Source organism: Actinomadura sp. 9N215 (assembly GCF_044326345.1).
Lineage (GTDB): Bacteria > Actinomycetota > Actinomycetes > Streptosporangiales > Streptosporangiaceae > Spirillospora.
In genome coordinates this window covers 11,983-34,975 of the sequence record NZ_JBIRBA010000050.1, presented here as the reverse complement: position 1 = coordinate 34,975, position 22,993 = coordinate 11,983, and the positions used below count along the sequence as shown (strand labels likewise).

At 70.7% G+C, this 22,993-nt stretch carries 25 protein-coding genes; 10 read left to right on the top strand and 15 right to left on the bottom strand.

Features of this window, described 5'->3' with window-relative positions:
• On the top strand, positions 1 to 559 hold a 559-nt coding region (locus ACH34T_RS43265), incomplete at its 5' end, for an enoyl-CoA hydratase/isomerase family protein (RefSeq protein WP_396026841.1).
• A 28-nt stretch (positions 560 to 587) separates the two neighbouring features.
• Here the strand turns inward: ACH34T_RS43265 and ACH34T_RS43260 are convergent.
• The 7 genes from ACH34T_RS43260 to ACH34T_RS43230 form a co-directional block, all read right to left on the bottom strand.
• Positions 588 to 2,042 (bottom strand): MFS transporter, encoded by a 1,455-nt coding sequence (locus tag ACH34T_RS43260; protein ID WP_396026840.1) that lies wholly within the window; start codon positions 2,040 to 2,042, stop codon positions 588 to 590.
• Positions 2,039 to 2,779 carry a DUF899 family protein gene (locus ACH34T_RS43255; RefSeq protein WP_396026839.1) on the bottom strand — a complete coding sequence of 247 codons (741 nt, stop codon included), beginning with the start codon at positions 2,777 to 2,779 and terminating at the stop codon, positions 2,039 to 2,041. Before ACH34T_RS43255 ends, ACH34T_RS43260 begins: the two co-directional genes overlap by 4 nt.
• Before the next feature lie 89 nt (positions 2,780 to 2,868).
• The gene (locus ACH34T_RS43250; RefSeq protein WP_396026838.1) at positions 2,869 to 4,089 is read right to left on the bottom strand and encodes an RNA polymerase sigma factor; all 1,221 of its coding nucleotides are present in this window, start codon (positions 4,087 to 4,089) and stop codon (positions 2,869 to 2,871) included.
• On the bottom strand, positions 4,086 to 4,421 hold the full coding sequence (locus tag ACH34T_RS43245) for a YciI family protein (RefSeq protein WP_396026837.1): 336 nt from the start codon (positions 4,419 to 4,421) through the stop codon (positions 4,086 to 4,088). Before ACH34T_RS43245 ends, ACH34T_RS43250 begins: the two co-directional genes overlap by 4 nt.
• A 164-nt stretch (positions 4,422 to 4,585) precedes the next feature.
• Positions 4,586 to 4,789, bottom strand: a complete 204-nt coding sequence (locus ACH34T_RS43240; RefSeq protein WP_396026836.1) for a DUF397 domain-containing protein — start codon at positions 4,787 to 4,789, stop codon at positions 4,586 to 4,588.
• Between the two features lie 23 nt (positions 4,790 to 4,812).
• Positions 4,813 to 5,016, bottom strand: coding sequence for a DUF397 domain-containing protein (locus tag ACH34T_RS43235; RefSeq protein ID WP_396026835.1), 204 nt, complete (start codon positions 5,014 to 5,016; stop codon positions 4,813 to 4,815).
• Positions 5,017 to 5,034: 18 nt separating this feature from the next.
• Entirely contained in the window at positions 5,035 to 5,928 is an 894-nt protein-coding gene (locus tag ACH34T_RS43230) for a helix-turn-helix domain-containing protein (protein ID WP_396026834.1), read from the bottom strand.
• Positions 5,929 to 6,073: 145 nt separating this feature from the next.
• On the opposite strand from ACH34T_RS43230, the gene ACH34T_RS43225 reads away from it, so the two are divergent.
• From ACH34T_RS43225 to ACH34T_RS43215, 3 genes are read left to right on the top strand one after another with little or no spacing between them, the layout of a single operon-like run.
• The gene (locus tag ACH34T_RS43225) at positions 6,074 to 6,325 is read left to right on the top strand and encodes a hypothetical protein (protein WP_396026833.1); all 252 of its coding nucleotides are present in this window, start codon (positions 6,074 to 6,076) and stop codon (positions 6,323 to 6,325) included.
• Positions 6,325 to 6,771, top strand: coding sequence for an ATP-binding protein (locus tag ACH34T_RS43220; RefSeq protein ID WP_396026832.1), 447 nt, complete (start codon positions 6,325 to 6,327; stop codon positions 6,769 to 6,771). Before ACH34T_RS43225 ends, ACH34T_RS43220 begins: the two co-directional genes overlap by 1 nt.
• A 37-nt stretch (positions 6,772 to 6,808) precedes the next feature.
• On the top strand, positions 6,809 to 7,195 hold the full coding sequence (locus ACH34T_RS43215) for a hypothetical protein (RefSeq protein ID WP_396026831.1): 387 nt from the start codon (positions 6,809 to 6,811) through the stop codon (positions 7,193 to 7,195).
• A 57-nt stretch (positions 7,196 to 7,252) separates the two neighbouring features.
• Here ACH34T_RS43215 and ACH34T_RS43210 read toward each other — a convergent pair whose 3' ends face one another.
• On the bottom strand, positions 7,253 to 8,014 hold the full coding sequence (locus tag ACH34T_RS43210) for a DUF6879 family protein (RefSeq protein ID WP_396026830.1): 762 nt from the start codon (positions 8,012 to 8,014) through the stop codon (positions 7,253 to 7,255).
• A gap of 69 nt (positions 8,015 to 8,083) precedes the next feature.
• A complete protein-coding gene (locus tag ACH34T_RS43205) occupies positions 8,084 to 8,956 on the bottom strand; it encodes a helix-turn-helix domain-containing protein (RefSeq protein WP_396026829.1) in 873 nt (290 codons plus the stop codon).
• Positions 8,957 to 9,116: 160 nt separating this feature from the next.
• Between ACH34T_RS43205 and ACH34T_RS43200 the strand changes: the two genes are divergently transcribed.
• Together ACH34T_RS43200 and ACH34T_RS43195 are read left to right on the top strand one after the other, a co-directional pair.
• Positions 9,117 to 10,217 carry a radical SAM protein gene (locus tag ACH34T_RS43200; protein ID WP_396026828.1) on the top strand — a complete coding sequence of 367 codons (1,101 nt, stop codon included), beginning with the start codon at positions 9,117 to 9,119 and terminating at the stop codon, positions 10,215 to 10,217.
• On the top strand, positions 10,217 to 10,768 hold the full coding sequence (locus ACH34T_RS43195) for a class IV adenylate cyclase (protein WP_396026827.1): 552 nt from the start codon (positions 10,217 to 10,219) through the stop codon (positions 10,766 to 10,768). The genes ACH34T_RS43200 and ACH34T_RS43195 overlap by 1 nt, the downstream gene beginning before the upstream one ends.
• A 6-nt stretch (positions 10,769 to 10,774) precedes the next feature.
• Here ACH34T_RS43195 and ACH34T_RS43190 read toward each other — a convergent pair whose 3' ends face one another.
• Positions 10,775 to 11,212 carry a GNAT family N-acetyltransferase gene (locus tag ACH34T_RS43190; RefSeq protein WP_396026826.1) on the bottom strand — a complete coding sequence of 146 codons (438 nt, stop codon included), beginning with the start codon at positions 11,210 to 11,212 and terminating at the stop codon, positions 10,775 to 10,777.
• A gap of 3 nt (positions 11,213 to 11,215) precedes the next feature.
• Complete coding sequence (locus tag ACH34T_RS43185; RefSeq protein WP_396026825.1) at positions 11,216 to 13,849, bottom strand: phosphoenolpyruvate carboxylase; 2,634 nt, start codon at positions 13,847 to 13,849, stop codon at positions 11,216 to 11,218.
• Positions 13,850 to 13,914: 65 nt separating this feature from the next.
• On the opposite strand from ACH34T_RS43185, the gene ACH34T_RS43180 reads away from it, so the two are divergent.
• The 4 genes from ACH34T_RS43180 to ACH34T_RS43165 all read left to right on the top strand — a co-directional run bounded on the left by ACH34T_RS43180 (position 13,915) and on the right by ACH34T_RS43165 (position 18,401).
• Positions 13,915 to 15,507 carry an acyl-CoA carboxylase subunit beta gene (locus tag ACH34T_RS43180; RefSeq protein WP_396026824.1) on the top strand — a complete coding sequence of 531 codons (1,593 nt, stop codon included), beginning with the start codon at positions 13,915 to 13,917 and terminating at the stop codon, positions 15,505 to 15,507.
• Between the two features lie 101 nt (positions 15,508 to 15,608).
• Positions 15,609 to 15,848 (top strand): acyl-CoA carboxylase subunit epsilon, encoded by a 240-nt coding sequence (locus tag ACH34T_RS43175; protein WP_396026823.1) that lies wholly within the window; start codon positions 15,609 to 15,611, stop codon positions 15,846 to 15,848.
• Positions 15,849 to 15,925: 77 nt separating this feature from the next.
• Positions 15,926 to 16,990 carry an NYN domain-containing protein gene (locus tag ACH34T_RS43170; protein WP_396026822.1) on the top strand — a complete coding sequence of 355 codons (1,065 nt, stop codon included), beginning with the start codon at positions 15,926 to 15,928 and terminating at the stop codon, positions 16,988 to 16,990.
• A 142-nt stretch (positions 16,991 to 17,132) separates the two neighbouring features.
• Positions 17,133 to 18,401: a YncE family protein gene (locus tag ACH34T_RS43165; RefSeq protein ID WP_396026821.1), complete on the top strand. Its 1,269-nt coding sequence runs from the start codon at positions 17,133 to 17,135 to the stop codon at positions 18,399 to 18,401.
• A 13-nt stretch (positions 18,402 to 18,414) separates the two neighbouring features.
• Here ACH34T_RS43165 and ACH34T_RS43160 read toward each other — a convergent pair whose 3' ends face one another.
• The 4 genes from ACH34T_RS43160 to ACH34T_RS43145 form a co-directional block, all read right to left on the bottom strand.
• Positions 18,415 to 21,588: a BTAD domain-containing putative transcriptional regulator gene (locus ACH34T_RS43160; protein ID WP_396026820.1), complete on the bottom strand. Its 3,174-nt coding sequence runs from the start codon at positions 21,586 to 21,588 to the stop codon at positions 18,415 to 18,417.
• 79 nt (positions 21,589 to 21,667) lie between these two features.
• Positions 21,668 to 22,159, bottom strand: a complete 492-nt coding sequence (locus ACH34T_RS43155) for a TadE/TadG family type IV pilus assembly protein (RefSeq protein ID WP_396026819.1) — start codon at positions 22,157 to 22,159, stop codon at positions 21,668 to 21,670.
• Positions 22,156 to 22,587: a TadE family protein gene (locus ACH34T_RS43150; protein WP_396026818.1), complete on the bottom strand. Its 432-nt coding sequence runs from the start codon at positions 22,585 to 22,587 to the stop codon at positions 22,156 to 22,158. Before ACH34T_RS43150 ends, ACH34T_RS43155 begins: the two co-directional genes overlap by 4 nt.
• Positions 22,584 to 22,976, bottom strand: a complete 393-nt coding sequence (locus ACH34T_RS43145) for a TadE family protein (RefSeq protein ID WP_396026842.1) — start codon at positions 22,974 to 22,976, stop codon at positions 22,584 to 22,586. Before ACH34T_RS43145 ends, ACH34T_RS43150 begins: the two co-directional genes overlap by 4 nt.
• Between the last annotated feature and the right edge of the window lie 17 nt (positions 22,977 to 22,993).

Genomic DNA, 22,993 nt, shown 5'->3' with positions numbered 1-22,993 from the left:
GACCGACGAGGAGATCCTCGCGCAGCGGCCGGTGTTCCGGGCGGCGTTCGGCGGCGTCCTGGACCTGCCGCAGCCGGTCGTCGCGGCCGTGCACGGGTTCGCGCTCGGCGGCGGCTGCGAGTTCGCGCTGTCCGCGGACCTGATCGTCGCGGACGAGACGGCGGTGTTCGGGCTGCCGGAGGTGAGCGTCGGGCTCGTCCCCGGCGGCGGCGGGACGCAGCTCGCGCTGCGCCGCCTCGGCCCCGGCAGGGCCGCCGACCTGGTGCTCACCGGCCGCCGCCTCGGCGTCGACGAGGCCCTGGAGTACGGCCTCGCCGACCGGAAGGTGCCCGCCGGGACCGCCCGCGGCGAGGCCCTGGCGATCGCCGGGACGATCGCCGGGAATTCGCCGGTCGCCGTCCGCGCCGCGAAGCGGGCCCTCCGGCTCGGCGGCGGGGTGAGCCTGGAGGCGGGCCTCGACCTGGAGGAGAACGCCTGGCGCACCGTCGCGTTCTCCGCCGACCGCCGCGAGGGCATCGCCGCGTTCACCGAGAAGCGCAAGCCGATCTGGCCGTCCTAGCGGGCGCCTTGCGGGTGTTGGTTCTGGGTTATGAGGGCACTTCCGCGATCTGTTCGCTCGTCGTCGGACGCGCGCTCATCGGAGTCTCCGCCTTCCCATGGTGGTCGTCGTGGTCGTCGTGGTCGTCGCGGGGGCGCAGGCCGAACCAGGTCAGGGCCACGGTGAGGAGCGTCACGGCCACGATCACGCCGATCGCGAGGTGGTAGCCGGCCAGGCCCGTGCCCCGCGTCGCGGCGACCGAGCCCATGATCGGGATGCCGACGGTGAGGGCCACCTGCTGGGTCATCGAGGTCAGGCCCGTCGCCAGGCCCTGCTGCTCGTCCGGGAGGCCGGAGGTCGCGGTCACGGTGAACGCGACGATCGCGGAGACGTGCCCGAAGAACCCGATGAACAGCGCCGGGATCAGGACGGCGAGCGCCGTCCGGTCGTCCCCGAGGAAGATCAGCGGGACGGTCGCCAGCCCCTGCACCGACAGCCCCAGGGCCAGGACCTTGCGGCCGCCGAGGCGGCCGATGACCCGCCCGGCGATCACTCCGGCGGCCACGGACGCCAGCCCCGGGACACCGAAGATCAGTCCGGTGGCCATCGGCGAGAAGTCCAGGACCTGCTGGAGGTAGAGCGTCGTCAGGAAGATCATCGCGGGTTCCATGGCGAAGATGACGAACCCGGCGTAGTTGCCCCATTTCACCGTCGGCCGCTTCAGGATGTGCACGGGCGCGAGCGGTGCGGACGCACGCAACTCGATCACCCAGAACGCGACCAGCAGCAGCACGCCGACGACGGCGGCCGCGACGTTCCGTTCGATGACGGCGTAGACCACGGCCAGCAGGCCGCCGGAGACGGTGATCGCGCCGGGCAGGTCCAGGCGCGTCCGTCCGGGGGCCTTGCTCTCGCTGATCAGGACGGGCGTCGCCAGCAGGATCGCCACCGCCACGGGGACGTTGACGAAGAACGCCGCCCGCCAGCTCAGCAGCCCGACGAGGGTCCCGCCGACCAGCGCGCCGACGGTGAAGCCGCCGGACAGCAGCGCCCCGTTGAAGCCGAGGACGCGCTCGCGCAACCCGCCCTCGGCGAAGGTCGTGGTGAGCAGCGAGAGCGTCGCGGGGATCGTCATTGCGGTGGCGAAGCCCTGCAGCGCCCGCGCGGTCAGGAGCATCTCAGGGTTGACGGCGAAGCCGCCGAGCAGCGACGCCCCCACCAGCAGGACCATCCCGATGACGAACATCCTCCGGCGGCCGAACAGGTCCGCGACGCGGCCGAACACCAGGGTGAATCCGGCGGCGGGCAGCGCGTACGCCGAGGCGATCCAGGGCAGTCCGGTCAGGCCGAGCCCGACGCCCGCGCCGACCTCCGGCAGCGCGACGTTCAGGATCGAGAAGTCGACGGACAGCATGAACCCCGCGCCCAGCAGGACGAGCAGCACCAGCCGCTCCCTGCCGCCGAACCGCACCGGCGGCTCGACGACGCTCGTGTCGGCGGTCATGACGCGTTGCCGAGGTCGTCGGAGTGGCCCGCCGCCAGGCGGGGCCACTGGGACGCGGGACGTCCGCCGGTGCGGAAGAAGCCGCCGTCGACCGAGCCGTCCCGCGGCCAGCCGTCGGGCGAGTCCTCCCAGTCCTCCTGGCGGCCGTAGACGGTCATGTCCATGAGCGGGTAGCTGTTGTCGAGGGCCTCGACGCCGCGGCCGGTCGTCCAGTAGGTCTCGAACACGCGGTCGCCGTCCCGCAGGTAGCAGACCAGGTGGAACATGCCGACCTGGCGTCCGACGAGCAGGGTCTCGACGGAAGCCTCGGCGGAGTACCAGGGCATGTCCCAGCCCATGAAGTCGCGGTACCGGACGCTCTCCTCGTACGGCCCCTGGCAGAGGGTGGCGTAGGTGATGTCCGCGGTGTGCAGGTAGGACAGTTCGCGGACCTTCCCGTTGTAGTACGTGCAGCCTTCGCACTGCTCGGCGGCGGGACGGCCCGTGTACCACATCATGTAGTAGGCGATCAGCTGGCGGCGGCCTTCGAACGCGTCCAGCAGCGTGACGGGCCCGTCGGCGCCGACCAGCGGTGTGGCGGCGTCGACCTCGACCATTCCCAGGCGACGGCGGGCCGCGGCGATGGCGTCGCCTTCGCGCGTGTGGGCCTTCTCCCGGACGCGCAGGGCGTCCAGCCGGGCCTGCCAGGCGGCGCGGTCGACGATCTCGGGCAGTGGCGGCGTCGTGTCGGTGTTCATCGGGTTCTCCCTTCCTCTCGGTGGACTTTCGCCCCACCGACGAAGGGCACCCTCCCGGGATCGACATCACCCGGAAAAACTTTCTGGAATCAGAGTTCGCTGAGGCGTCCGGCCAGGTAGCGGCGCTCGGCCTCGGTCGGCGCGAGCTTCAGGGCCTCCTCGTACGCCGTCCTGGCCTCGGCGGCGCGGCCGTCCCGGCGGAGCAGGTCGGCGCGGGTCGCGGGCAGCAGGTGGTAGCCGTCGAGCCGTCCGGACGCCGTGATCTCGTCGACCAGCGCCAGCCCGGCCGGGATGCCGTCCGCCATCGCGACCGCGACGGCGCGGTTGAGGTCGACGACCGGGGACGGCGCGAGCCTGCCCAGCTCGGCGTAGAGGGCGGCGATCTGCGGCCAGTCCGTGCTCGCCGCGTCGGGGGCGGTGGCGTGGCAGACGGCGATGGCGGCCTGCAATTGGTAGGGCCCGGTACGTCCCATCGCCAGCGCCTCGTCGAGCGTGGCCACGCCCTCGGTGATCAGCGCCCGGTCCCAGCGGGAGCGGTCCTGGTTCTCCAGCGTGACCAGTACGCCTCCCTCCGTGCGGGTCGTGCGCCGGGCCTCGTGCAGCAGCATCAGCGAGAGCAGCCCGCGCGGCTCGGGCTCCCCCGGCATCAGCCGGACGAGGACGCGGGTCAGCCGGATCGCCTCCGCCGTCAGCGCCCGGCGCGCGTCCTCCTCGTCGTAGCCCTCGTTGAAGATCAGGTACAGCACCGCGAGGACGGCGGCCAGCCGCTCCGGAAGCAGATCGACGGGCGGCACCCGGTACGGAATGCCCGCTTCCTGGATCTTCCGCTTCGCACGGACCAGGCGTTGCGCCATCGTAGGCTCGGCGGTCAGGAACGCCCTGGCGATCTCGGCGGTGCTCAGCCCGGCCAGCGTGCGCAGGGTAAGGGCGACCCGGGCCGGGAACGGCAGCGCCGGATGGCAGCAGGTGAAGATCAGCCGCAGCCGCTCGTCCGGGATGTCCTCCGTGGACGGCTCGCCCGGGTCACGGGCCAGCACGGCGAGCTGGCGCAGCTTGGCCGCGCCCGCCGCGTCCCGGCGCAGCCGGTCGATCGCCCGGTTGCGCGCCGCCGTCGTGAGCCAGGCCCCCGGCCTTCGCGGCACGCCGTCGCGGGGCCAGCTCGCCAGCGCGACGGCGAACGCGTCCTGCGCACAGTCCTCGGCAAGATCCCAGTCACCCGTCATGCCGATGAGGGTCGCGACGACCTGGCCCCACTCGTCGCGGTACGCCGCGTCGACCGCGTCCCGGACGGAGCCGCCGGACACGCTCATTCCCAGACGGGACGGATCTCGACGCCGCCCCAACGCGCATAGGGATGTCCGGCGGCGATCGCGATGGCCTCGTCCAGGTCCGCGCACTCGATGACCACGAACCCGCCGACGAAGTCCTTCGTCTCGGCGAACGGCCCGTCCGACACCAGCGTCTCCCCGTCGCGGACCTTGACCGTGGTCGCGTTCACCACCGGCCGCAGGCGCATCCCGAGGATCTCGGCCCCCCGCCGCTCCAGATCCGCCCGCCAAGCCTGGTGTACCGGGTCGACTTCCATCTCCTCGTTGCTCGGCGAAACCGCCTCGTCATCACAGATCAGCAGCACATACTTCATGCCGCCGATTCTGCCCGACCCCCACCCACCCGAACGGCCCGATCAGGTCAACGGCCACCGTCTGCTCAGCCAGGACCCGCGTGGTCCTGCCCCCACCTCCACCTCGGGACGAAAAGACGCCGGGCGCGCTGGTGGACGTCGGCACCGGGGCTAGCTCAGGGGGGTCAGAGATCGAACTCGTCCCGCTTCACACGGGCGACAAGCCGAGCGAAGCTCTCGGCAGAGAGCGTCAGGTGCCCGTTGGCGGGATCTTTGCTGTCGCGCAGGGCGACACCATGGTGTAGATCGGCGATCTCCACACAGTTGCCGCCGTTGCCGCTTCGGCGGCTCTTCCGCCAGACGGCGCGGGAGAGATCCACGTTGCTCATGGCCCGTTCCTCCCTTGTCGTGTTCACGATAGATCGAACCGGCCGTCCCGGACCTTGGTCACGAACACTGCCCATACATCGGGGCTGAAGGAGATATGCCCGGTGCCCGGAGCCTTACTGTCGCGCACGCCGATGCTCGCCGCCAGGTCGGCCACCTCGACGCAGTTGCCAGTTCCCCCGCTGTAGCTGCTCGTCCGCCACTTCTCAATGGCCAGGTATGTACGCATATGCGCTCCTTCCTGTGGCTAGATCGTATCCGCCACGAGAGCGCTGATCAGTTCCTGGCTGCCCCTTGGGGAAAGCGCGGCCGCGCGGATGCGGTCGAAGGCATCGCCGTAGGTCTCCAGGTCGTGCGGCTTCTCCAGGATCAAGGCGCTGTTCATCGTCTCGATGTAGACCGCGCCGGTCTCGTCCTCGGCCGGAAAGGTGAAGATCGAGAAGGAGCCGACCATGGCCGGGTGCTCTCCGGCGGCGAAGGGAAGGACCTGGACCACGACGTTGAGCCGGTCGCGCTCCTCGGTCAAGCTTCGCAACTGAGACGCCATGGTTGCCGGACTGCCCACCAGCTGCCGGATGGCTCCCTCATTGATCACGACCCAGAATTGCGGGGCTTCCTTCTCCTCAAGGAGGCTCTGACGAGCGAGCCGTACCTCTACGCGCTCATCGATGACCTCCTGTGAGTCGGTGGGGCGAGCCGCGCGTATCACGGCGCGGGCGTAGTCGGGAGTCTGGAGCAGGCCGGGGATAAGAGCCTGCTCATAGGTGCGGATCAATGAGGCTTCTGTTTCGATGCCGATCATGGTCCGCGTCTCGGTCGGCAGGGTCGCGCCGTACGACTCCCACCATCCGCGCTCCTTGGCCCTGCGCGCCATCTCCACCAGGCGACGCACCTGCTGAGGGTCGTCCACGCCGTACAGATCGAGAAGCTTTCGGACGTCTGCGGTACTGATACCGATCTGCCGGGTCTCGATCCGGGAGAGCTTCGACCCCTGCCAGCCAAGCTGCGCCACCACCTCCGTTATCGACATCCCCGCGTCCGTCCGCATTCGTCGCAACTCCGCCGCCAGACGTCGCCGCCGCATGGTCGGAGATCCTGTCATGACCACCTCCCAGAAAGGCAAATTGTTCTTGCTGAGCATATTGCAGAACCACCGCAACGGGTGCATGCTGGGTCGAACACAGAGTGCCACCGCACGACCACGTGGCGCAGGAAAACGAACGGCCCTGGGCCGGTGCTTGTCCCACCGTGCCCAGGGCCTAGCCCGACTGGAAGGAGTCGGACCGGTGAACGATGGTACGGGCACGCCGCTGGAGCGGTTAGCGGCGCAGCTCAAGCAGCGGGGTCTTCGGGCGGACGTGCACGAGGGGACGCTCGTCACGCAGCTAGGGGCGCGTCCTGAGCGGGTGATCGCGTGTGACGGCCAGCGGTTCAGGTGGGGTGGTCAGCGCGGGCATGTGCTCGGCAAGGTCGGGCACGAGGCCGCGGCGGCGGAGCGGGCCGTGCTGGTGCTGCGTCAACTGGCGCGGTGGTCCTGATGGACTGCGAACGCACCAACCTCATGGTCTGCACCGGGCTGGAGGTGCGGGTCCAGGCGGCGCGCACGACTCCGGGGCTGGTTCGGACGCTGGTGGAGTCGCGGCTGGTCTCGTGGGGGCTGGCTGTGCTGCGCGATGACGTCACGTTGATCGCCAGCGAGCTCGTCACGAACGCGGTCCGGCAAACGTCCGGGCGGGAGATCCGCGTACGGTTCACGCGCGAGGCTCGGGGCGTGCTGCTGGCGGTGTGGGACTCCTCGAACGTCCTGCCGAAGCGCAAGCGGGCGGCGGACGTGATGGCCCCAGACGCTGCGGCGTTGGAGCGGGAAAACGAGGACGACTCTGGCGGCCGAGGTCTGCCGATAGTTGACCTGCTGTCGTCGGAGTGCGGAGTGAACGCGACCGATCCGACCGGGAAATGGGTCTGGGCGCGGGTCAGGGTGTGAGGTCGAGCAGCGAAATTCGCGAGAAAGGTGCCCGGAGATGAGTGTGCGTCAGGCGATGGGACGCTGGCAGGCCGTGCTTAGGTGGCGGACGCTCTTGGGAGACGAGACGGCCGTCCGAAACCTGGAAATGCTCGCGGTCGCGCTGAAGCCCAAAGGCTGGCGATGCGTGGAACTCTACGAGAAAGAGGAATTCGGGTTCCCGGTTCCGCTGCTGTGGGCGTACGCGAGCGGCGCGGCGGAGGACGTCGGGGCCGTGGTGACGGTCCGGGCGACACCGGGCGGCACCTGGGCCTACTTCGAGGCGGGAAAGGGACGCGGCGGCTTCCTGTCCCCCTGCGACGACGCGAAGAAAGCGGCCGAGCGAGTGGACCGGCTACTGAAATACCGAATGTTCCCCAACGCCGAATGGACCTGGCCACGATGAACCAGGCACCGAGGAATGGCACTGTGGCTCACTGACCAGGAAGCGGCGAGTGACGGGCTATCGTCCGAGCTCGTACTCCTCGTGCGGAATGGCTCGCTCCCAAACCATTTCGAACGCGGACACGCACTGGGCGACAGCGCGCGGGTCTGAGACGAACTCGTACTGTTTCAGGCTGGTGCCATCACCGGCGTTGAAGTTGAAACGCACAAGTCGTTGGTCGAACATCCAGAAGTCGGCGCCGGGCAGCAGCAGCTCATATGCCTGCCGCCGTGGCAACCAGCGAACGTCCTCGCCCGCCTTGATGTTCATGCGCGTGACTTCGTACTCAAACGCGATGTAGTCCGTCACCGGCTCCGACACGATGCGTGCCCGGCGGACCTTCACCCCTCGCGCGACCGCCGAGCCGATCAGGTCCAGCCATCGGCGCCAATCCTCTTCTTTTCCTACTGGCTCTCCGGCCTTCCAACGGATGAATTCCTCGTCGGTCGGCTGGTAGGTGTCGCGCATCTCCAGGTGAACCGCAGATCGCGTGGTCCCGGCGAGCAGCTCAGCGAAACTCGGCGGTCCCGCCCCTTGACGTGCTGGTTCGTACGTCGCGGTTGCCGCTTCCCTAAGAATGTCGGCCATTCGGGCGGGCTGCCAGATAACAGCCTCGTCGGCACCGAGAACACCGTGGCCGGTGACATCCTTGATGATCTCAGGATCGGTGACGATGCGACCCTGATGGTAGAAGTCACCGCTTTTACGGTCGCGGTAGGTGGCAGGGCACTCCTCATCTTTGGACTCCGGGTCTTTGCCGACGAAATCAAGATTCGCCACCGTGAAGCGCCTCCATACTCTTGTTCGAGGAATGTCCGTCATCGACCTTCACCCGCGCACGGGGCTGCGTCAAGACCTGCCTTCAAGATCGGCGAGCGCAGTCGTGATCACCTCACGGGCCGGCCGACCATGGACGGCAAGCGCCGACAGTCGTTCCCATGCCTCGAAATACATGCCGATCTCGTACGGCTGGGTGATCGTCAGGTAACCGGACACTAGCTCCACCGAGACAATGTCGGTTTCGGTCATGGTGAACGATTCATCCGGTGATACTCCGCGTCGGTCAGCAATGCGAGGAATCACACCAAAGCTGACCGTAGGCAGTCGGATCTCCTCCAGCAGGTGCCGGAGTTGTTCCGCCTGAATCTCGGGAGCGAACGGCCGGTACCACAGCACGTCCTCCTCCACCACGAACAGGAATCTCTTGCCGGGCCGTCGGAGCACATGCTGCCGCGCCATCCGTTCCGCAACCGCCTTAGCCACGTCGTCCACCGCGACGTGCTGCTCCACCCGCGCCTGCGCCAGATATGCGGTGGTGAGCGCCTCCGTTTGGAGGAGGCCGGGGATCACTTTGGTCTGGTAGACGCGGTGCACCCGGACTCGCTCGTACTTCTCGCGGACGGACTCCTGAACACGTTTCAAGCCCGCACGAGTCGCTTCCTTGTGGGTCTCCCACATGTGGAGGACAGCCCGCTGCTCGGCCAGCAGCTCAGCCGACCGTCGCTCACTCGCACCGCAGATCCGGCACCACGTCCGCACGTGATCGACGGTGATCGTGCGGCGGCCTCTTTCGATCATGCTGACCAGCGAGGAGTCCGCCCAGCCCGCGCTCCGCGCGAACTCAATTCCCGAGAAGCCGGCCTCGGCGCGCAACTCACGGAGCTGATCGCCGAGACGCTCACGTGCGGCCTGCACCGATGATGAGGAGGCGGTGGAAGGCATCACGCGTAATCGTGCTCGCCGCGATTGTTCCGGCGGCACACGTTCGACGAGGTTGGACGGCCACATCCCGCTTTCACCGTGTCAAAGTCTGTCAAATTTCTGGACCGCAGGCAGGCGGTGAGAGGTCAATGGCGGGGGCGTTCAAGCGAGGAGGCTCCCGATGGCCACGGCCGTTCATGTACGTCGCGATCGGACACTGCGCGTGAAAGTGATCGACGCCTGCGGACTGGCGTGCGTCTTCTGCCACAACGAAGGCACACCGGTGGCTGCGGACCAGCCGAAAGGGAGGCGCCTACCCCTGCCGATCGCAGAGGGCGGTCGCTCCGGGAGGGTGTCGATCTACGCTGCGACCAACGGTGCGAGATTCGTCCCGGCCATAGTCCCACCCGACGAAAGCTTCACCTCGGCTCTGGCGACCATGCGGGATCTGCTCGATATCAACGAGGTCCACCTGACCGGAGGTGAACCGACCCTGCACCCCCGGTTGCCGGAGTTGATCGCGATCGCCCGAACGCTTGGGCTGACGGTGGCGATGACCTCCAACGGGGAGAACGGTTCACGACTGATCCAGCGATGTGCTGAGGCCGGGCTGTCGCGTGTCAACTTCTCCGTGTTCGGAACGACGGCTGCCGAACTGGCGGATGTGCAAGGCGCCCGCTACGCCTCCACCCAGTTGGGGCAGCGGAAGCTGGACGCTCTCGCCGAGTCCATCGACGCGGCAATCAGTGCCGGTGTGCCCGCGAGTGCGAACCTCGTCGTCCCCGACTACTCCCACAAACAGCGAGTGATCAATCTGCTCGAACACCACTCCAGGCACTTGTCGGTCCGGCTACTCAATTCGCTCGATGAGGGCGTTGCGTCGATCAGAGGCATCCACGGCATCCTTCGAGACCTTGGAGCCGTCCCGGTGGGGCGGCTGCTGATCGCGGGAACCTCTGGCGCTCGGACCATCTACCGCCTGCCTTCCGGGCGGCTGGTCCACTTCAAGCAGATCCGTCCGGTGCGCCTACCACGCACGTGCGCCTCTTGCCGGTTCAACAACGATCGTGAATGCCAAGAGGGCTACTACGGACTGCGCCTGTACCGCGACCGCGAAGGCTGCTACCACGTCGGTGTGTGCATCCAGCGCATGGACCTGTGTCAGCCGGTGACGCAGTTCGTCACCAGTGACGCGGCGGGCGAGGTCTTGTGTTTCCGGGAGACCGAGTACGCGGCCATGAGAGAGAATCTCGGCGACCGTCCGTCCGGCTTAGGAGGCTGATGAGCGACATTGAGCACGAAGCACGCGTCCTGGAGGTCGATCCGGCGTCAGTAGCCACCCTGATCCTTGCCAAGGGAGGTGTGCGGACCACACCGGATCGGCTGATGCGCCGTTACGTGTACGACATCACGCCCGGCGACCACACGCGGTGGGTGCGGTTGCGGGATGCCGGTGGCGAGGTCACGCTGACCGTCAAGGAGATCATCGATGACGGCATCTCCGGCACTCGTGAGACCGAAGTGACGGTGTCGGACTTCGAGACGACCAATACGCTTCTCGGGCTGCTCGGTTACCGGCCCAAGAGTTATCAGGAGAACCGGCGGGAGTCCTTCGTCCTCGACGGGGTGCGCCTGGAGATAGACCGGTGGCCGCTCATCCCGCCCTATCTGGAGATCGAGGGCGATACGGACAGCGACGTTCGGCGGGTCGCGGGTGTGCTCGGGTTCCGTGAGAGCGATTTGACCGGTGAGAACACGATCAAGATTTACCGGTGGTATGGGCACGACCTGAATGAGATCCCAGAGCTTCGATTCTGCGGTTCGTCTGGCTAGTCCGAGCTAGGTGAGGGGCTTGGTCATGTGGACTACGTTGCGGCCGCCTATGTCTTCGCGGGCGGTTTCGTGGTAGCCGAGGGACGCGTATAGCGCGATGTTCTTCGTCATTAGTTCGTTGGTGTAGAGGCGGAGGCTTGGGAGAGCCAGAGCGCGGGCGTGGTCTTCGGCGAAGGCGAGGAGGCGGTGGCCGATGCCCTGGCCGTGGTGGGAGGGGGCCACGGCGACGTTTTCGATGAGGAGTGTGTCGGGTTCGGGGATTAGGACGATCAGGCCGTCTGGGCCTTCTCCGGTGACGAATACTTGCGCTGCGTTGATGAAGGCGGCGTAATCGGCGTCCATGGGGATGGGGCGGGCGCCGATCAGTTCCGCCCAGGGGGCGTAGGCGGCTTCGACGATTTCTTCGATGCGGGGGCGGTCGGCGGGGGTGGCTGGTCTGATCATTGGTCAGCCTGTGTTCTGGAGGCCGGCGGCTACGCCGTTGACGGAGAGGAGGAGCAGGGCTTCCAGGTGGGTTCGTTCTGCTTCGTTGGTCACGCCCTTGCGGAGGGTCTTCAGGGCGCGTAGTTGGAGGTGGGAGAGGGCGTCCACGTAGGGGTTCCGGAGTTCTACGGCTCTGGAGAGGACGCGGCGGTTCTCCAGGAGGCGGTCGTGGTCGGTGACCGCTAGGACTAGGCGGTGGGTGCGGTCGTATTCGGTGAGGACGGTTTCGGAGAGTTCTGGGCGTCCGCCTAGGGCCAGGTAGCGCTCGGCTATTGCGCGGTCTGATTTGGCCAGGCTCATCTCGGCGTTGTCCAGGAGGGTGTTGAAGAGCGGCCAGGTTTCGTAGGCGTCGCGGAGTTCGGTGAGGTCGGCGCCGTTGTCTGAGACGGCGGCTAGGCCGCTGCCCAGGCCGTACCAGCCGGGGAGGTTGACGCGGGTCTGCGTCCAGGCGAACACCCAGGGGATGGCGCGGAGGTCCTCCAGGCCGCGGGCGGCCTTGCGGCGGGCCGGGCGGGAGCCGATGCGGAGGTCGGCGATCTCTTCCAGGGGGCTGACCTGGGCGAACCAGGCGGCGAAGTCGGGGGTCTCGATGAGGGAGCGGAAGGCTGTTCGGGCGGCTTCGCTGATCTTGTCGGCCAGGGGGCGGAAGCGGGCGGCGGCCTCGCGGGCCCGGTCCTGGACGGCGTCAGTGGAGGCCAGGAGGACGGCGCTGGTCACCTGTTCGACGTGGCGTTTGGCGATCTCGCCGTGGCCGTAGCGGGCGAAGATGACCTCGCCCTGCTCGGTGACCTTGAAGCGGCCCGCGACGGAGCCGGGGGCCTGGGCGAGGATGGCGCGGTTGGCCGGGCCGCCGCCTCGGCCCAGTGAACCGCCGCGGCCGTGGAAGAGGGTGAGCGTGATGTCGTTGCGGGCCGCCCAGGCGGCGAGGGCCTCTTGCGTGTCGTAGAGGCGGAGGGTGGCGCTGGTGGGGCCCAACTGTTTCGCCGAGTCGGAGTAGCCGAGCATGACCTCCAGGCGGCGGTTGGTTTCGGCCAGGCGGTGCTGGACGGCGGGAATGCGGAGCATGCCGTCCAGGACGGACGCGGCGTTCTCCAGGTCTTCGCCTGTTTCAAAGAGCGGGATCACGTCGAGGGTGGGCGCGGACTCGCCCAGGGAGGCGGCCAAGGCGTGGACGTTGGCGATGTCGGCGGCTGAGCGTGTGAACGAGACGATGTAGCGGTGGCAGGCTCGGACGCCGAAGCGCCTCTGGATCCAGGCGACGACGCGGAGAGTTTCGAGGATTTCTTCTGTTGATTCGGAGCGGTCGCCGTCCAGTTCGGCGAGGGCCTTCTCGTGGAGTTCGGAGTGCTGGCGGATCTCCAGTTCGGCCAGGTGGAAGCCGAACGTCTCGACCTGCCAGACGAGGTGCTGGACGCGTCCGTACGCCTGCCGGGCCGCGCCCGCGCTCGCGAGGGAGTCCTGGACGGTGCGCAGGTCGGCGAGGAGCTCGTCCGGGGTCGCGTAGGCGAGGTCGGCGTCGCGTTCGCGGGTCGCGGCGATGCGGGTCGCGGCGTGGAGGAGGAACTGGCGGTGCGGCTCGCCGGGTGAGCGCTTGGCGATCTCGTCGATCAGGCCTGGATGGGCGGTGCGCGCGGCGGCGAGGGCGGTGAGCAGGTCTTTCGAGGCCGGTGTGGTGTCCTCGTGGACGGTCAGTTCGCGGCCTATCCGCGCGCACGCCGTCTCCAGGGCGCGCAGGACGTGGTCGGCCTGGATCGTGATCGCGTCTCGGGTGACCTGCGCGGTGACGTACGGGTTTCCGTCGCGGTCGCCGCCGATCCAGCTGCCGAAGCGCAGGTACGGGCGGGCCTTCGACGGGCGGGTCCCGGATCCTTCGCCGTCCGGCGCGCCGTCGCCGTCCAGCGCGCGGTCGAGGGCACGGTAGACGTGCGGGACGGCGCGGAAGATCGTCTCGTCGAACGCGGCCATGGCGGTGCGGACCTCGTCCAGCGGGTCCATCTGGGCGGCGCGGCGCAGGGCCGTCCGCCAGAGGAGGTCGATCTCCTCGCGGAGGCTCCGCTCGATCTCCGCGCGCTCGGTGGCGCCGGGGACGTCGTTCAGGCGGGTCATCAGGTCGCTGATCCGCTGGATGGCGGTGACGACGGCGCGGCGGCGGGCCTCGGTGGGGTGGGCGGTGAAGACGGGGCGGAACTCCAGGCCGTCGACGAGGTCGTCCAGGCGGCCGTCGCTCGCGCGGATCTGCTGGACGGCCGCCGCCACCGAGCCGGGGACGGTGTCGCCGGTGTCGCGGTCGCGGAGGGTGCGGATCCGGTGGTGCTCCTCCGCGAGGTTCGTCAGGTGGAAGTAGACGGTGAACGCGCGGGCGACCTGTTCGGCACGTTCCAGCGTCCAGCCGTCGACGAGGGACGCGACCTCCTCGATGCCGGTCTCGCCGCGGCGGGCGGCGATCACGGCGTGGCGGAGGCGTTCGACGTCGTCCAGCAGGTCCCGTCCGCCGTACTCGACGAGGCCGTCGCCGAGCATCGCGCCGAGCAGGCGGACGTCGCGGCGGAGCGGCTCGGGCAGGTCCTGCCGGAAGGTGTCGCGTGTCTTCGTGGCCACCCGCCCCAGCGTAACGACTCCCCCGATCACGGCCCGGACGGCGGCCTGCGGTTACCCTGGCGCGCATGGCCACGGAAGCCCCTGAACCCCCGGTGGAGTACGACGTCCACACCACGGCCGGGAAGATCGCCGACCTGGAGCGGCGCCGGTACGAGGCGGTGCACGCCGGATCGGCGCGCGCGGTCGAGAAGCAGCACGCCAAGGGCAAGATGACGGCCCGGGAGCGGATCGACGCGCTGCTCGACCCGGGGTCCTTCGTCGAGTTCGACGAGCTGGCGCGGCACCGGTCGACGAACTTCGGGATGGAGAAGAACCGGCCCTACGGCGACGGCGTCGTCACCGGGCACGGGACGGTCGACGGACGCCCGGTCGCCGTGTTCAGCCAGGACTTCACCGTCTCCGGCGGCTCCCTCGGCGAGGTGTTCGGCGAGAAGATCTGCAAGGTCATGGACCACGCGATGACGACGGGCTGCCCGGTCATCGGCATCAACGACTCCGGCGGCGCGCGGATCCAGGAGGGCGTGGTCGCGCTCGGCCTGTACGCGGAGATCTTCAAGCGGAACGTGCACGCGTCCGGGGTGATCCCGCAGATCTCGCTGGTCATGGGGCCCTGCGCGGGCGGCGCCGTCTACTCCCCGGCGATCACCGACTTCATCGTGATGGTCGACCAGACGTCCCACATGTTCATCACCGGCCCGGACGTGATCAAGACGGTCACCGGCGAGGAGGTGACCATGGAGGAGCTGGGCGGGGCGCACTCGCACAACTCGAAGTCCGGGGTGGCGCACTACCAGGGGTCGGACGAGAACGACGCGGTCGAGTACGTCAAGGCGCTGCTGTCTTACCTTCCGTCCAACAACCTGTCGGACGCTCCGGCATTCGACGTGCCGGTGGATCCGGAGGAGTTGGTGGAGGAGCTCGACACGCTCATCCCCGACTCGCCGAACCAGCCGTACGACATGCACACCGCCATCGAGCACGTCCTGGACGACGGCGAGTTCCTCGAAGTGCAGGAGCAGTTCGCGCCGAACATCATCGTCGGGTTCGGACGCGTCGAGGGCCACTCGGTCGGCATCGTCGCGAACCAGCCGATGCAGTTCGCCGGGACGCTCGACATCGACGCGTCCGAGAAGGCGGCCAGGTTCGTCCGGACGTGCGACGCGTTCAACGTCCCGGTGCTGACGTTCGTGGACGTCCCCGGCTTCCTCCCCGGCACCGACCAGGAGTGGAACGGGATCATCCGGCGCGGCGCGAAGCTGCTGTACGCGTACGCGGAGGCGACCGTCCCGCTGGTCACGGTCATCACGCGGAAGGCGTACGGCGGCGCGTACGACGTCATGGGGTCCAAGCACCTCGGCGCGGACGTCAACCTGGCGTGGCCGACCGCGCAGATCGCGGTGATGGGCGCGCAGGGCGCGGTGAACATCCTGTACCGGCGCGAGCTGGCCGCCGCGGACGACCCGGACACCCGCCGCGCCGAGCTGATCACCGACTACGAGGACACGCTCGCCAACCCCTACGTCGCGGCGGAGCGCGGCTACGTCGACAACGTGATCAAGCCGTCCGAGACGCGCGGGCAGGTCGTGCGGGCGCTCCGGGCGCTCCGGGAGAAGCGCAGGACGCTGCCGCCCAAGAAGCATGGGAACATCCCGCTTTGATCGCTTCCGGGCGGAGCCCCGGGGGTCTGGGGGCCCGCCCCCCAGATGAGAGCATTGCGCCGACCCTCCCAGAAGGCGCCCCCAGAAGGCGAGGAGATCTGGTGACCGCCGAGGACAAGCCCTTCCTGCGGATCGTCCGGGGCGACCCGGGCCCGGCGGAGATCGCGGCTCTGGTCGCCGTGCTGACCGCCCGCGCGCGCGCCGCCGCGACGGCGGTGGACGGCGGCGCGACGAGGCCGTCCCGGTGGGCGGATCGGTCCCGGCTCGTGCGCGGCACGTTCGCGGGCGAACCGCGCCCGCGCGGCCGCGGCGCGTGGCGGGCCAGCGCCCTGCCCCGGTGATCGGTAGGTGACTGACGGGTGACGGACAACCGTGGTTCGCGCCCAGCGGGGGCCTGTCACGAATAAGGTGGAAGGCCATGGCCACCTCGGAGTTCGTTCCACAGCCCGCGCGCTACGCCATTTTCGTCGACGCGGGGTACCTTTACGCGGCCTCCGGTGCCCTGCTGCTCAGTTGCGGTTCCCGGCGCGAGTACCGGGTCGCCGCCGAGAAGTTGATCAAAGCGCTGACCGACCACGCCGACGAGCAGCGGCGCGGCGAGCTGCTGCGGGTGTACTGGTTCGACGCCGCGCCGAAGCGGCAGCCGACGGTCGACCAGCGCGTCATCGCGAACCTTCCGCTGGTGAAGCTGCGCCTCGGGAACCTGAACGCGCAGGGCCAGCAGAAGGGCGTGGACGCCCAGCTCCGCGCCGACCTTGAGGCCCTCGCCCGGCATCGCGCCATCACGGACGCGGTGCTGCTGGCGGGCGACGAGGACATGCTGCCCGCGGTCGAGGCGGCGCAGCGCTACGGCGTCCGCGTCCACCTGTGGGGGGTCGAGCCGACGCACGGTTCCAACCAGGCCGAGTGGCTCGTCTGGGAGTCCGACACGGTCGAGGTGCTGCCGGCCGATTTCCTGCGTCCGTATTTCACCAAGGCCAAGCTGCTGCCGCCGCCCGCGCCCGGGACCGCGGCAGCCGTCCGGGACGCCGCGGCCGCTGCCGCCGCGAAGGGGACGAGTCCCGTCCCGTCGCCGTCGCAGGTGTTCGCGGGACGTCCCCCGGCGGTCAAGCCGACGCCCGCGACCGTCCGCAGCAGCGTCCCGGTCCCGGCCGGCGCGACGCCCGCGACGGTGGCCGCGTCGATGAACAACGCGGCCGCGGCCGCGACGGACGGCAAGCTCGGCCCCGAGCGCGACCACATGCTGGAGATCGGCGAGCATGTCGCACAGAAGTGGATCTTCGAGCGGGGCCGGGACAACATCCGCGACCTGCTTCCCGGACCGATCCTGCCGCCCGTCATCGACAAGGAACTGCTGATCGAGGCCGAGAAGGAACTGGGCTCCTCGCTGCGCCCCTACCAGGAGGCCCGCACCTGGCTGCGGGACGGCTTCTGGGAGCGCGTCTACCGCGAGTTCGGCATCGGCATCGGCAAATCCGACTAGCGTCCCCGCGTCGCCCCGCGTCGCCCCACGCATCCTTTTGCGCGTCTCCGCGCGGCCATGGGGGCGAACACGTTTTGCAATTGGTCGGACACTTGGAGTCGTCCCTCGGTAAGGTCCCCGCGGTGATGGGGGGAGACCGCGCATGGGACCTCATGAGGGACGATCACGGGCCGCCGCGTTCCCGCTCGCCGCGGCCCTCGCGCTGACCGGCGGCGTTCTCGCCGGGTGCGAGTCGCCCGTCCCGTTCTACCGGCCCGGGGAGGGTTCCCCGGACGGCCCGGTGGTCGGGCTCGGCGGCCCGGCGCCGTATTCGAGCGTCCGCCCGGGCACCGGCCGGTCGGGTCCGGGGGACGGGGCGCGGGCCGAGCCGCCGGGCGATGGATTGCCCGGCGGCGGAGTGCCGGGCAGCCGGGGAGCGGCGGTCCCGCCCGAGGGCGGACGCGTCTACGCCGCCACCGGGCCCGGCATGATCGCGCCGAGCGCGCGCGGGATTCCGGCGCGGCTGTACGTCGCGAAAGGGCGGGTCGTCGACGTCATCGACGCGGACACGCTCCGCCTCGTCGGGCGGCTCCGCACGGGGGCTGCGGTGTCGCGGGTCGTCCCGTCCTGGGATCTGCGGCGGGTGTGGGCCGCCGACCGGGCGAACGGCGTCCTCGTCCCGGTCGGGCCGCACGGCGGCGGGCAGGGCCGTCCGGTGCGGGCGCCGGGGGCCGCCGGGCTGTACTTCACGCCGGACGGACGGGACGCGCTCGTCCTGGCCCGCGGGCCGCGCCGCGTCGACGTCCGCGACCCGCGCACGATGCTGCTCAAGGCGTCGGTGCCGATGCCGTGCGCACCCGGGCACGCCGACTTCACCCTGGACGGGTCCGCGCTCGTCACGACCTGCACGTCCACCGGCGGGATCGCCCGCGTGGACCTCGCGGGACGCGGCGTCACCGGGACGATCCGGCTGCCGGACGGGGCGCGTCCCGGCGACCTGCGGCTGTCGCCGAGCGGCGCCGTGTTCTACGTGGCGGACGCCGTCAACGGCGGGGTGTGGCTCGTGGACGCGCACCGGTTCGCCCTGCTGGGGTTCGTCCCGACGGCGCCGGGCGCGCGCGGCCTCGCGATCAGCCGGGACGCGCGGCGGCTGTTCGTCGTCGGCGGCGGCGTCCTCGCCGCGGTCGACTTCGCGACCCGGCGCGTCACGTCCCGGTGGCCGCTGCCGGGCGGCGGCTCCCCCGCGCCCGGCGGGGTCTCCTCGGACGGGACGGTGCTGTGGCTCGCCGACCCCACCGGTCTCGTCTACGCCGTGTCCACCCGGACGGGACGCGTCCTGCGGAAGGCCGTGGTCACGGGGCGTCCGGCGGGGCTGTGCGTCCACCCGCAGCCGGGCCGGTACTCGCTCGGCGGCACCGGCCTGTACCGCTGAAACTGGGCGCGGCTCAGCGGGAGCCGACGCCGTGCCAGTCGGGGAGGAGTTCCTCGACGAGCGCCTCCGTCTGGGGCTGGAGCTGGTCGTACAGCGGGTCGCGCGCGATGCGGCCGCGCAGCTCGTTCACGACGACCTGCACCTGCGCGATGTCGCCGGTGGCGTGGGTCGCGCGGAGCAGGTCGCGCCACAGGCCCTCGTCCTCGGGCGCGAGCCGCAGCCCGGCGCGGGCCGCGCTCACCGCGCCGCGCGCGTCGCCCTCGTCCAGCCGCAGCACGACGAGCCGGTGCGCGACGTCGATGACCCGCGCGGACGCCTCGTACTCCAGGTCGTGGTCGGCGAGCCACGCGTACCGGCCGCGCGGGCGTCCGGCGAGGAGCGGGCCGCGGACGAGGTCCAGCGCGTACGCCATGTACGCGGTCTCGGACGCGGGCTCCGCCGCCGACCGCCACACCAGCCAGCGGAACACGGCGAGGTCGACCCGCACCTCCGAGCCGAGCCTGATCCGGCCGCGCTCGTCGTAGTACAGGTTCGGGCGGCCGCGCGCGTCCCGGCCGAGCCAGTCCGACACCCGCGCCACGGACGCGTCGCGGACCGCCGGGCTCACCCCGCGCGGCCAGACCGCGCCGGACAGCACCGTCGGGTGGACGCCCTCCGGATGCGCCGCCAGGAACACCAGCAGTTCGGTGCTGAGCTCGCGGCGGCCCTCGTCCATCGGGCCCGGGGCCTCGACCTCGATCGGGCCGAGCAGCCGGATGTCGACCGACGACTGCTGCGCGGTCGGCGGCTCCGCGCCGCCGGCCAGCCCCGGCAGCTCCACGGAGTCGAGCCGGTTCGCGGCCCGGAACAGCTGGAACACGCGGCGGTAGGCGTCGTCCGGGACGAGCTGCGCGTCGACGTCGAAGCCGAGCACGCCCGCCTGGAGGCGTCCGGCGGCGTCGACGTCCCACGTCCAGGTGGCGCCCTGCACGTCGCCGGGGACGAGGTACCCGGCGGCCATCCGGGTGCCGGTGCGGGCGAGCGCGACGAGCCGGTCCGCGTCCCGCTCGGACGGCCGGTCCGCCATGATCAGGTAGTGCGGCATCCAGGCCTCGCCGAACACGCCGCGGCAGCGTCCGGTGAGCACCGAGTCGACCCCGGACGCGGCGAGCGCCTGCCGGACCTCCTCGCTGCGCCCCTCCAGCTCCGGCAGCGCGTCCGCGAGCGTCGGGACGGACCTGACCCGGTCCGGCGCGATCTCCGCCAGCCCCTCGCCCAGCTCGCCGTCGAACCCGACGAGCGTGATCCGCATGTGGTCGGACCAGCGGTTGGTGGCCAGCTCGATCGCGATCGCGGACAGCGCCGCCCGCCGGACGTCCTCCGGGCCGCGCAGCGCGATCAGCCCGTGCGCGGCCTCCAGGTCGACGAGGATGCGGCCGTTGTCGTTCGTCCCGATGGAGACCAGGCCCGGGTACGGGGCGAGGACGTCGCCGAGGTCGGACGCCTCAAGGCCCGCGAGCGCGTCGCCGTACAGCCGCCACACCTGGCCGTCGTCGAACGCCTGCCAGGGCGCGGGCGGGTTCCGGTCGGCGGGCGCGATCCACAGGTCGAGGCTCTGGGAGCGTCCGATGTGCACGCCGTACACGGTCGGCAGCGCCCGGCCGCCCGCCGCCATCGACTTCGACAGGTGCCGCAGCCCGAGGTCGAGGAGCCGGGTCGCGTCGTCGTCGGCGCCGAGCCGCAGCGCCCGCTCCGCGTCCGCCGCGTCGCCCTCCGGCCGGACGATCATGTTCCCGGACGCGCGGTTGTCGAGCTGGACGCGGCGGCGCCGGCCGAGCGCGACGAGCAGCCCGGCGGCCAGCAGCGACGCCGCGGCCAGTCCGTGCGGCCAGCCGACGTCGAACCACCCGCCGGACTCGTCGGACCGGTCGTCCTGGCCGGGCACCGACGCGCCGCCGCTGCCCGCGTCGCCGTCCATCTCGCCGGACGGCCCGGACGGCTGCTCCGCGGCCGGCGGCGCGGACGACGGCGCCTGCGACGCGGGCGGCTGCGAAGCCGGAGGCTGGGAGGCAGGGGGTTGCGATGCGGGCGGCTTCGACGGCGCCGGTTGTGATGGTGCGGGCTGGGACGCTGGAGGCTGGGCGGACGTCGGCGGGGCGGGCTGCTGCGGCTTCGGGTCGGGAGCTGGGGTGGTCGGCGCCGACTCGCGCGGCTGCTCCGGCTGCGCGGGCTGCTCCGGCTGTTGGGGCCGTTCGGGCTGTTCGGGCTTCTGCGGCTGCTGGCGCTGCTCGGGGTTCTCCGGGTTCTCCGGCTGGGCGGGCCGCTCGGGCTTGGCGGGCTTCGCGGGCTTGTCGGGGACGGGGTGGCCGTAGCGGAAGTAGTCCTTGAGGTCCTTGGCCGGGATGACCTTCGCGCCCTTGGCGTCCGCCGGCATCTCCAGGATCCAGCCCGGACGGATCAGGCTGGCGATCGTCAGGCGCGTCCCGTCCGGCTGGATGTGGTTCTTGTTGAGCGCGAAGATCTCCTTGTAGCGGCGGCCCTCGCCCAGGCACTTCTCGGCGATCTCCCACAGGCTCTCGTGATGGCGTCCCTCCGGCGGCTGCACCCGGTAGATCTTGGTCGTCGCCGATTCGTCGATCAGGTTCTCGGCGGGCGCCGCCTCGGCCCGGTCGGTGACGGGCACGGGCTCCGGCGCGGCCGGGGGCCGCTGGAACTCCTGCGCCTGCGTCTGCGCCGGGGGGTGCTGCGACAGCCCGCCGCCGCCCGAGAACGCCGGCACGATCACGGACGTGGCGGAGAACAGCAGCAGCGCGGCCACGACGAGTCGGTGCACCAGCGACTGCATCCCGCCCGCCAGCGGCACCCGCGCCGGGACGCCGACGCCGCGGACGCCCGCGTACACCTCGACGACGACGCACGCCGCGAGCACGATCCAGGCGCACCACACCAGCACGACCAGGATGTCCATGAGCGCGCCGGGCCCGACCCTGTTCGTCAGGTCGGACGCCGCGGGCATGTCTTCCGGAAGCGGCGACCCGAACAGGGTCAGCAGCGCGACCGGGACGCCCACCATCAGCACCGTCAGCGCGGCGAGCGCGCAGATCCCGGCCAGTACCTCGCCCGCGCTGCGCCGCCGGACCCGGACCGATCCCTTGTGGGAGGACCCTCCAGAACCGCCTGGTGGCCGCTGCCCTTGCCGTGTCACCATCGCGCCCCTGCCGTTCGCCGGTCGCCGCCTGCCCTGCGCGTGGACGTCGCACTCATCGTAGGACTGTTTCGGCCGCCGCTCACGGGTCGATTCCTCCGGCGTCTGGGCCGCCCGTGACGGGATGCGCGGTCGCGCCCGACGTCAGCTGGAACTCGCTGAAGCCGGGGATGATCCCGAGCAGCTGCGGCCGGACGGTGATCTGCACGGTCACGGCCACCTCCTCCTCGTCCGCGTCGCACTGGGAGGCGGTGACCTGGTCGCGGTAGGCGGTGAGCAGGTCGCAGGCGGCGGCGCGGGCCCGGCCCGGATCGAGGACGGGCCGGCCGGTCCGCCGGAGCTCGTCGGTGTCGATCTGGTCGGCGCCGGCGCGGGCGGCCTGCTCGGCCATGTCGGCGGCGCGCTGCCGGGCGTGGATGGCGAGGCCGCCGTCCACCAGCAGCCCGGCGAGCATGAGGACGATGGGCGTGAACAGCACCGTGTAGAGCGCGATCGTGCCCCGGTCGCGTCCGGCCCGGTCGCGTCCGAACCGGTCGCGCGCGGCTCGCCTGAGGCGGGCGACCAGCCGTCTCATTGGCCGTCTCCGGGGTCCGTGCCGCGGAACGTGAACGTGTCGATGGGGGCGATCGCGTCGCCCTGGAGGCGTTTGGTGCCGGGCAGCCCGATGAACGACAGGTCGCCGAGGTCGACGTCGCAGGTGATCGTCACGCCGACGCGGCCGCCAGGCCGCCAGTCGGACACGTCGGTCTGCACTGACGGCCCGCCGGCGCACCACTTGTTGTCCCGGAGCCCGGCGGCGGCGGTCTCGGCGGCGAAGCTCTGCGCGGACGAGGCGCTGCGCGCGATGGACGCAGCGCGCACCGCGTCCCGTGCGGCGCCGTCCACCTGGCTCTGCGCGTCCACCATGCGGCCGGCGGCGGCGAGGAACAGCAGGAACGCGACGAAGATGGGCGTCACCAGGACCATCTCCAGGGACATCGACCCGCGCTCGGGGGCTCTCACGGCCCGGCCCCCCGCTCGCACGCGGTGCCGTCGCCGACGTCCGGGCGGAAGCATTCGATCGGTCCCTGCGAGCGCTGCGACACGTGGAACTTCATGAACGGGATGACGGACACCGCCGTCCCGCTGACCTCGACCCAGCGCTCGTCGCCGGCCTCGCCGGTCCGGACGTCGAGGCCGTCCAGCAGTTCGGGGCCGATGGCGCGGGCGTCGCCTGCCGCCTTCGCGGACGCGGCGCCTTCCCAGCCGCCGCCGACGGGCGAGGTCCGCGCGACGCGGGCGCCCGACTGCGCCGCCGCGAGCGCGACATGGCGGGCGTGGAACACCATGGCGAACTGCACGACGACCATCATCAGCAGGATGAGGACGGGCGTGAGCAGCGCCCACTCCATCGACGACACGCCGCCGT

Bases quoted from the DNA above. Each gene is read 5' to 3' on its own strand.
- ACH34T_RS43260 (WP_396026840.1), bottom strand. From the start codon at position 2,042: ATGACCGCCGACACGAGCGTCGTCGAGCCGCCGGTGCGGTTCGGCGGC.
- ACH34T_RS43255 (WP_396026839.1), bottom strand. From the start codon at position 2,779: ATGAACACCGACACGACGCCGCCACTGCCCGAGATCGTCGACCGCGCC.
- ACH34T_RS43250 (WP_396026838.1), bottom strand. From the start codon at position 4,089: ATGAGCGTGTCCGGCGGCTCCGTCCGGGACGCGGTCGACGCGGCGTAC.
- ACH34T_RS43245 (WP_396026837.1), bottom strand. From the start codon at position 4,421: ATGAAGTATGTGCTGCTGATCTGTGATGACGAGGCGGTTTCGCCGAGC.
- ACH34T_RS43240 (WP_396026836.1), bottom strand. From the start codon at position 4,789: ATGAGCAACGTGGATCTCTCCCGCGCCGTCTGGCGGAAGAGCCGCCGA.
- ACH34T_RS43235 (WP_396026835.1), bottom strand. From the start codon at position 5,016: ATGCGTACATACCTGGCCATTGAGAAGTGGCGGACGAGCAGCTACAGC.
- ACH34T_RS43230 (WP_396026834.1), bottom strand. From the start codon at position 5,928: ATGCTCAGCAAGAACAATTTGCCTTTCTGGGAGGTGGTCATGACAGGA.
- ACH34T_RS43220 (WP_396026832.1), top strand. From the start codon at position 6,325: ATGGACTGCGAACGCACCAACCTCATGGTCTGCACCGGGCTGGAGGTG.
- ACH34T_RS43215 (WP_396026831.1), top strand. From the start codon at position 6,809: ATGAGTGTGCGTCAGGCGATGGGACGCTGGCAGGCCGTGCTTAGGTGG.
- ACH34T_RS43205 (WP_396026829.1), bottom strand. From the start codon at position 8,956: ATGCCTTCCACCGCCTCCTCATCATCGGTGCAGGCCGCACGTGAGCGT.
- ACH34T_RS43200 (WP_396026828.1), top strand. From the start codon at position 9,117: ATGGCCACGGCCGTTCATGTACGTCGCGATCGGACACTGCGCGTGAAA.
- ACH34T_RS43195 (WP_396026827.1), top strand. From the start codon at position 10,217: ATGAGCGACATTGAGCACGAAGCACGCGTCCTGGAGGTCGATCCGGCG.
- ACH34T_RS43190 (WP_396026826.1), bottom strand. From the start codon at position 11,212: ATGATCAGACCAGCCACCCCCGCCGACCGCCCCCGCATCGAAGAAATC.
- ACH34T_RS43180 (WP_396026824.1), top strand. From the start codon at position 13,915: ATGGCCACGGAAGCCCCTGAACCCCCGGTGGAGTACGACGTCCACACC.
- ACH34T_RS43170 (WP_396026822.1), top strand. From the start codon at position 15,926: ATGGCCACCTCGGAGTTCGTTCCACAGCCCGCGCGCTACGCCATTTTC.
- ACH34T_RS43165 (WP_396026821.1), top strand. From the start codon at position 17,133: ATGGGACCTCATGAGGGACGATCACGGGCCGCCGCGTTCCCGCTCGCC.
- ACH34T_RS43160 (WP_396026820.1), bottom strand. From the start codon at position 21,588: ATGGTGACACGGCAAGGGCAGCGGCCACCAGGCGGTTCTGGAGGGTCC.
- ACH34T_RS43155 (WP_396026819.1), bottom strand. From the start codon at position 22,159: ATGAGACGGCTGGTCGCCCGCCTCAGGCGAGCCGCGCGCGACCGGTTC.
- ACH34T_RS43145 (WP_396026842.1), bottom strand. From the start codon at position 22,976: ATGGAGTGGGCGCTGCTCACGCCCGTCCTCATCCTGCTGATGATGGTC.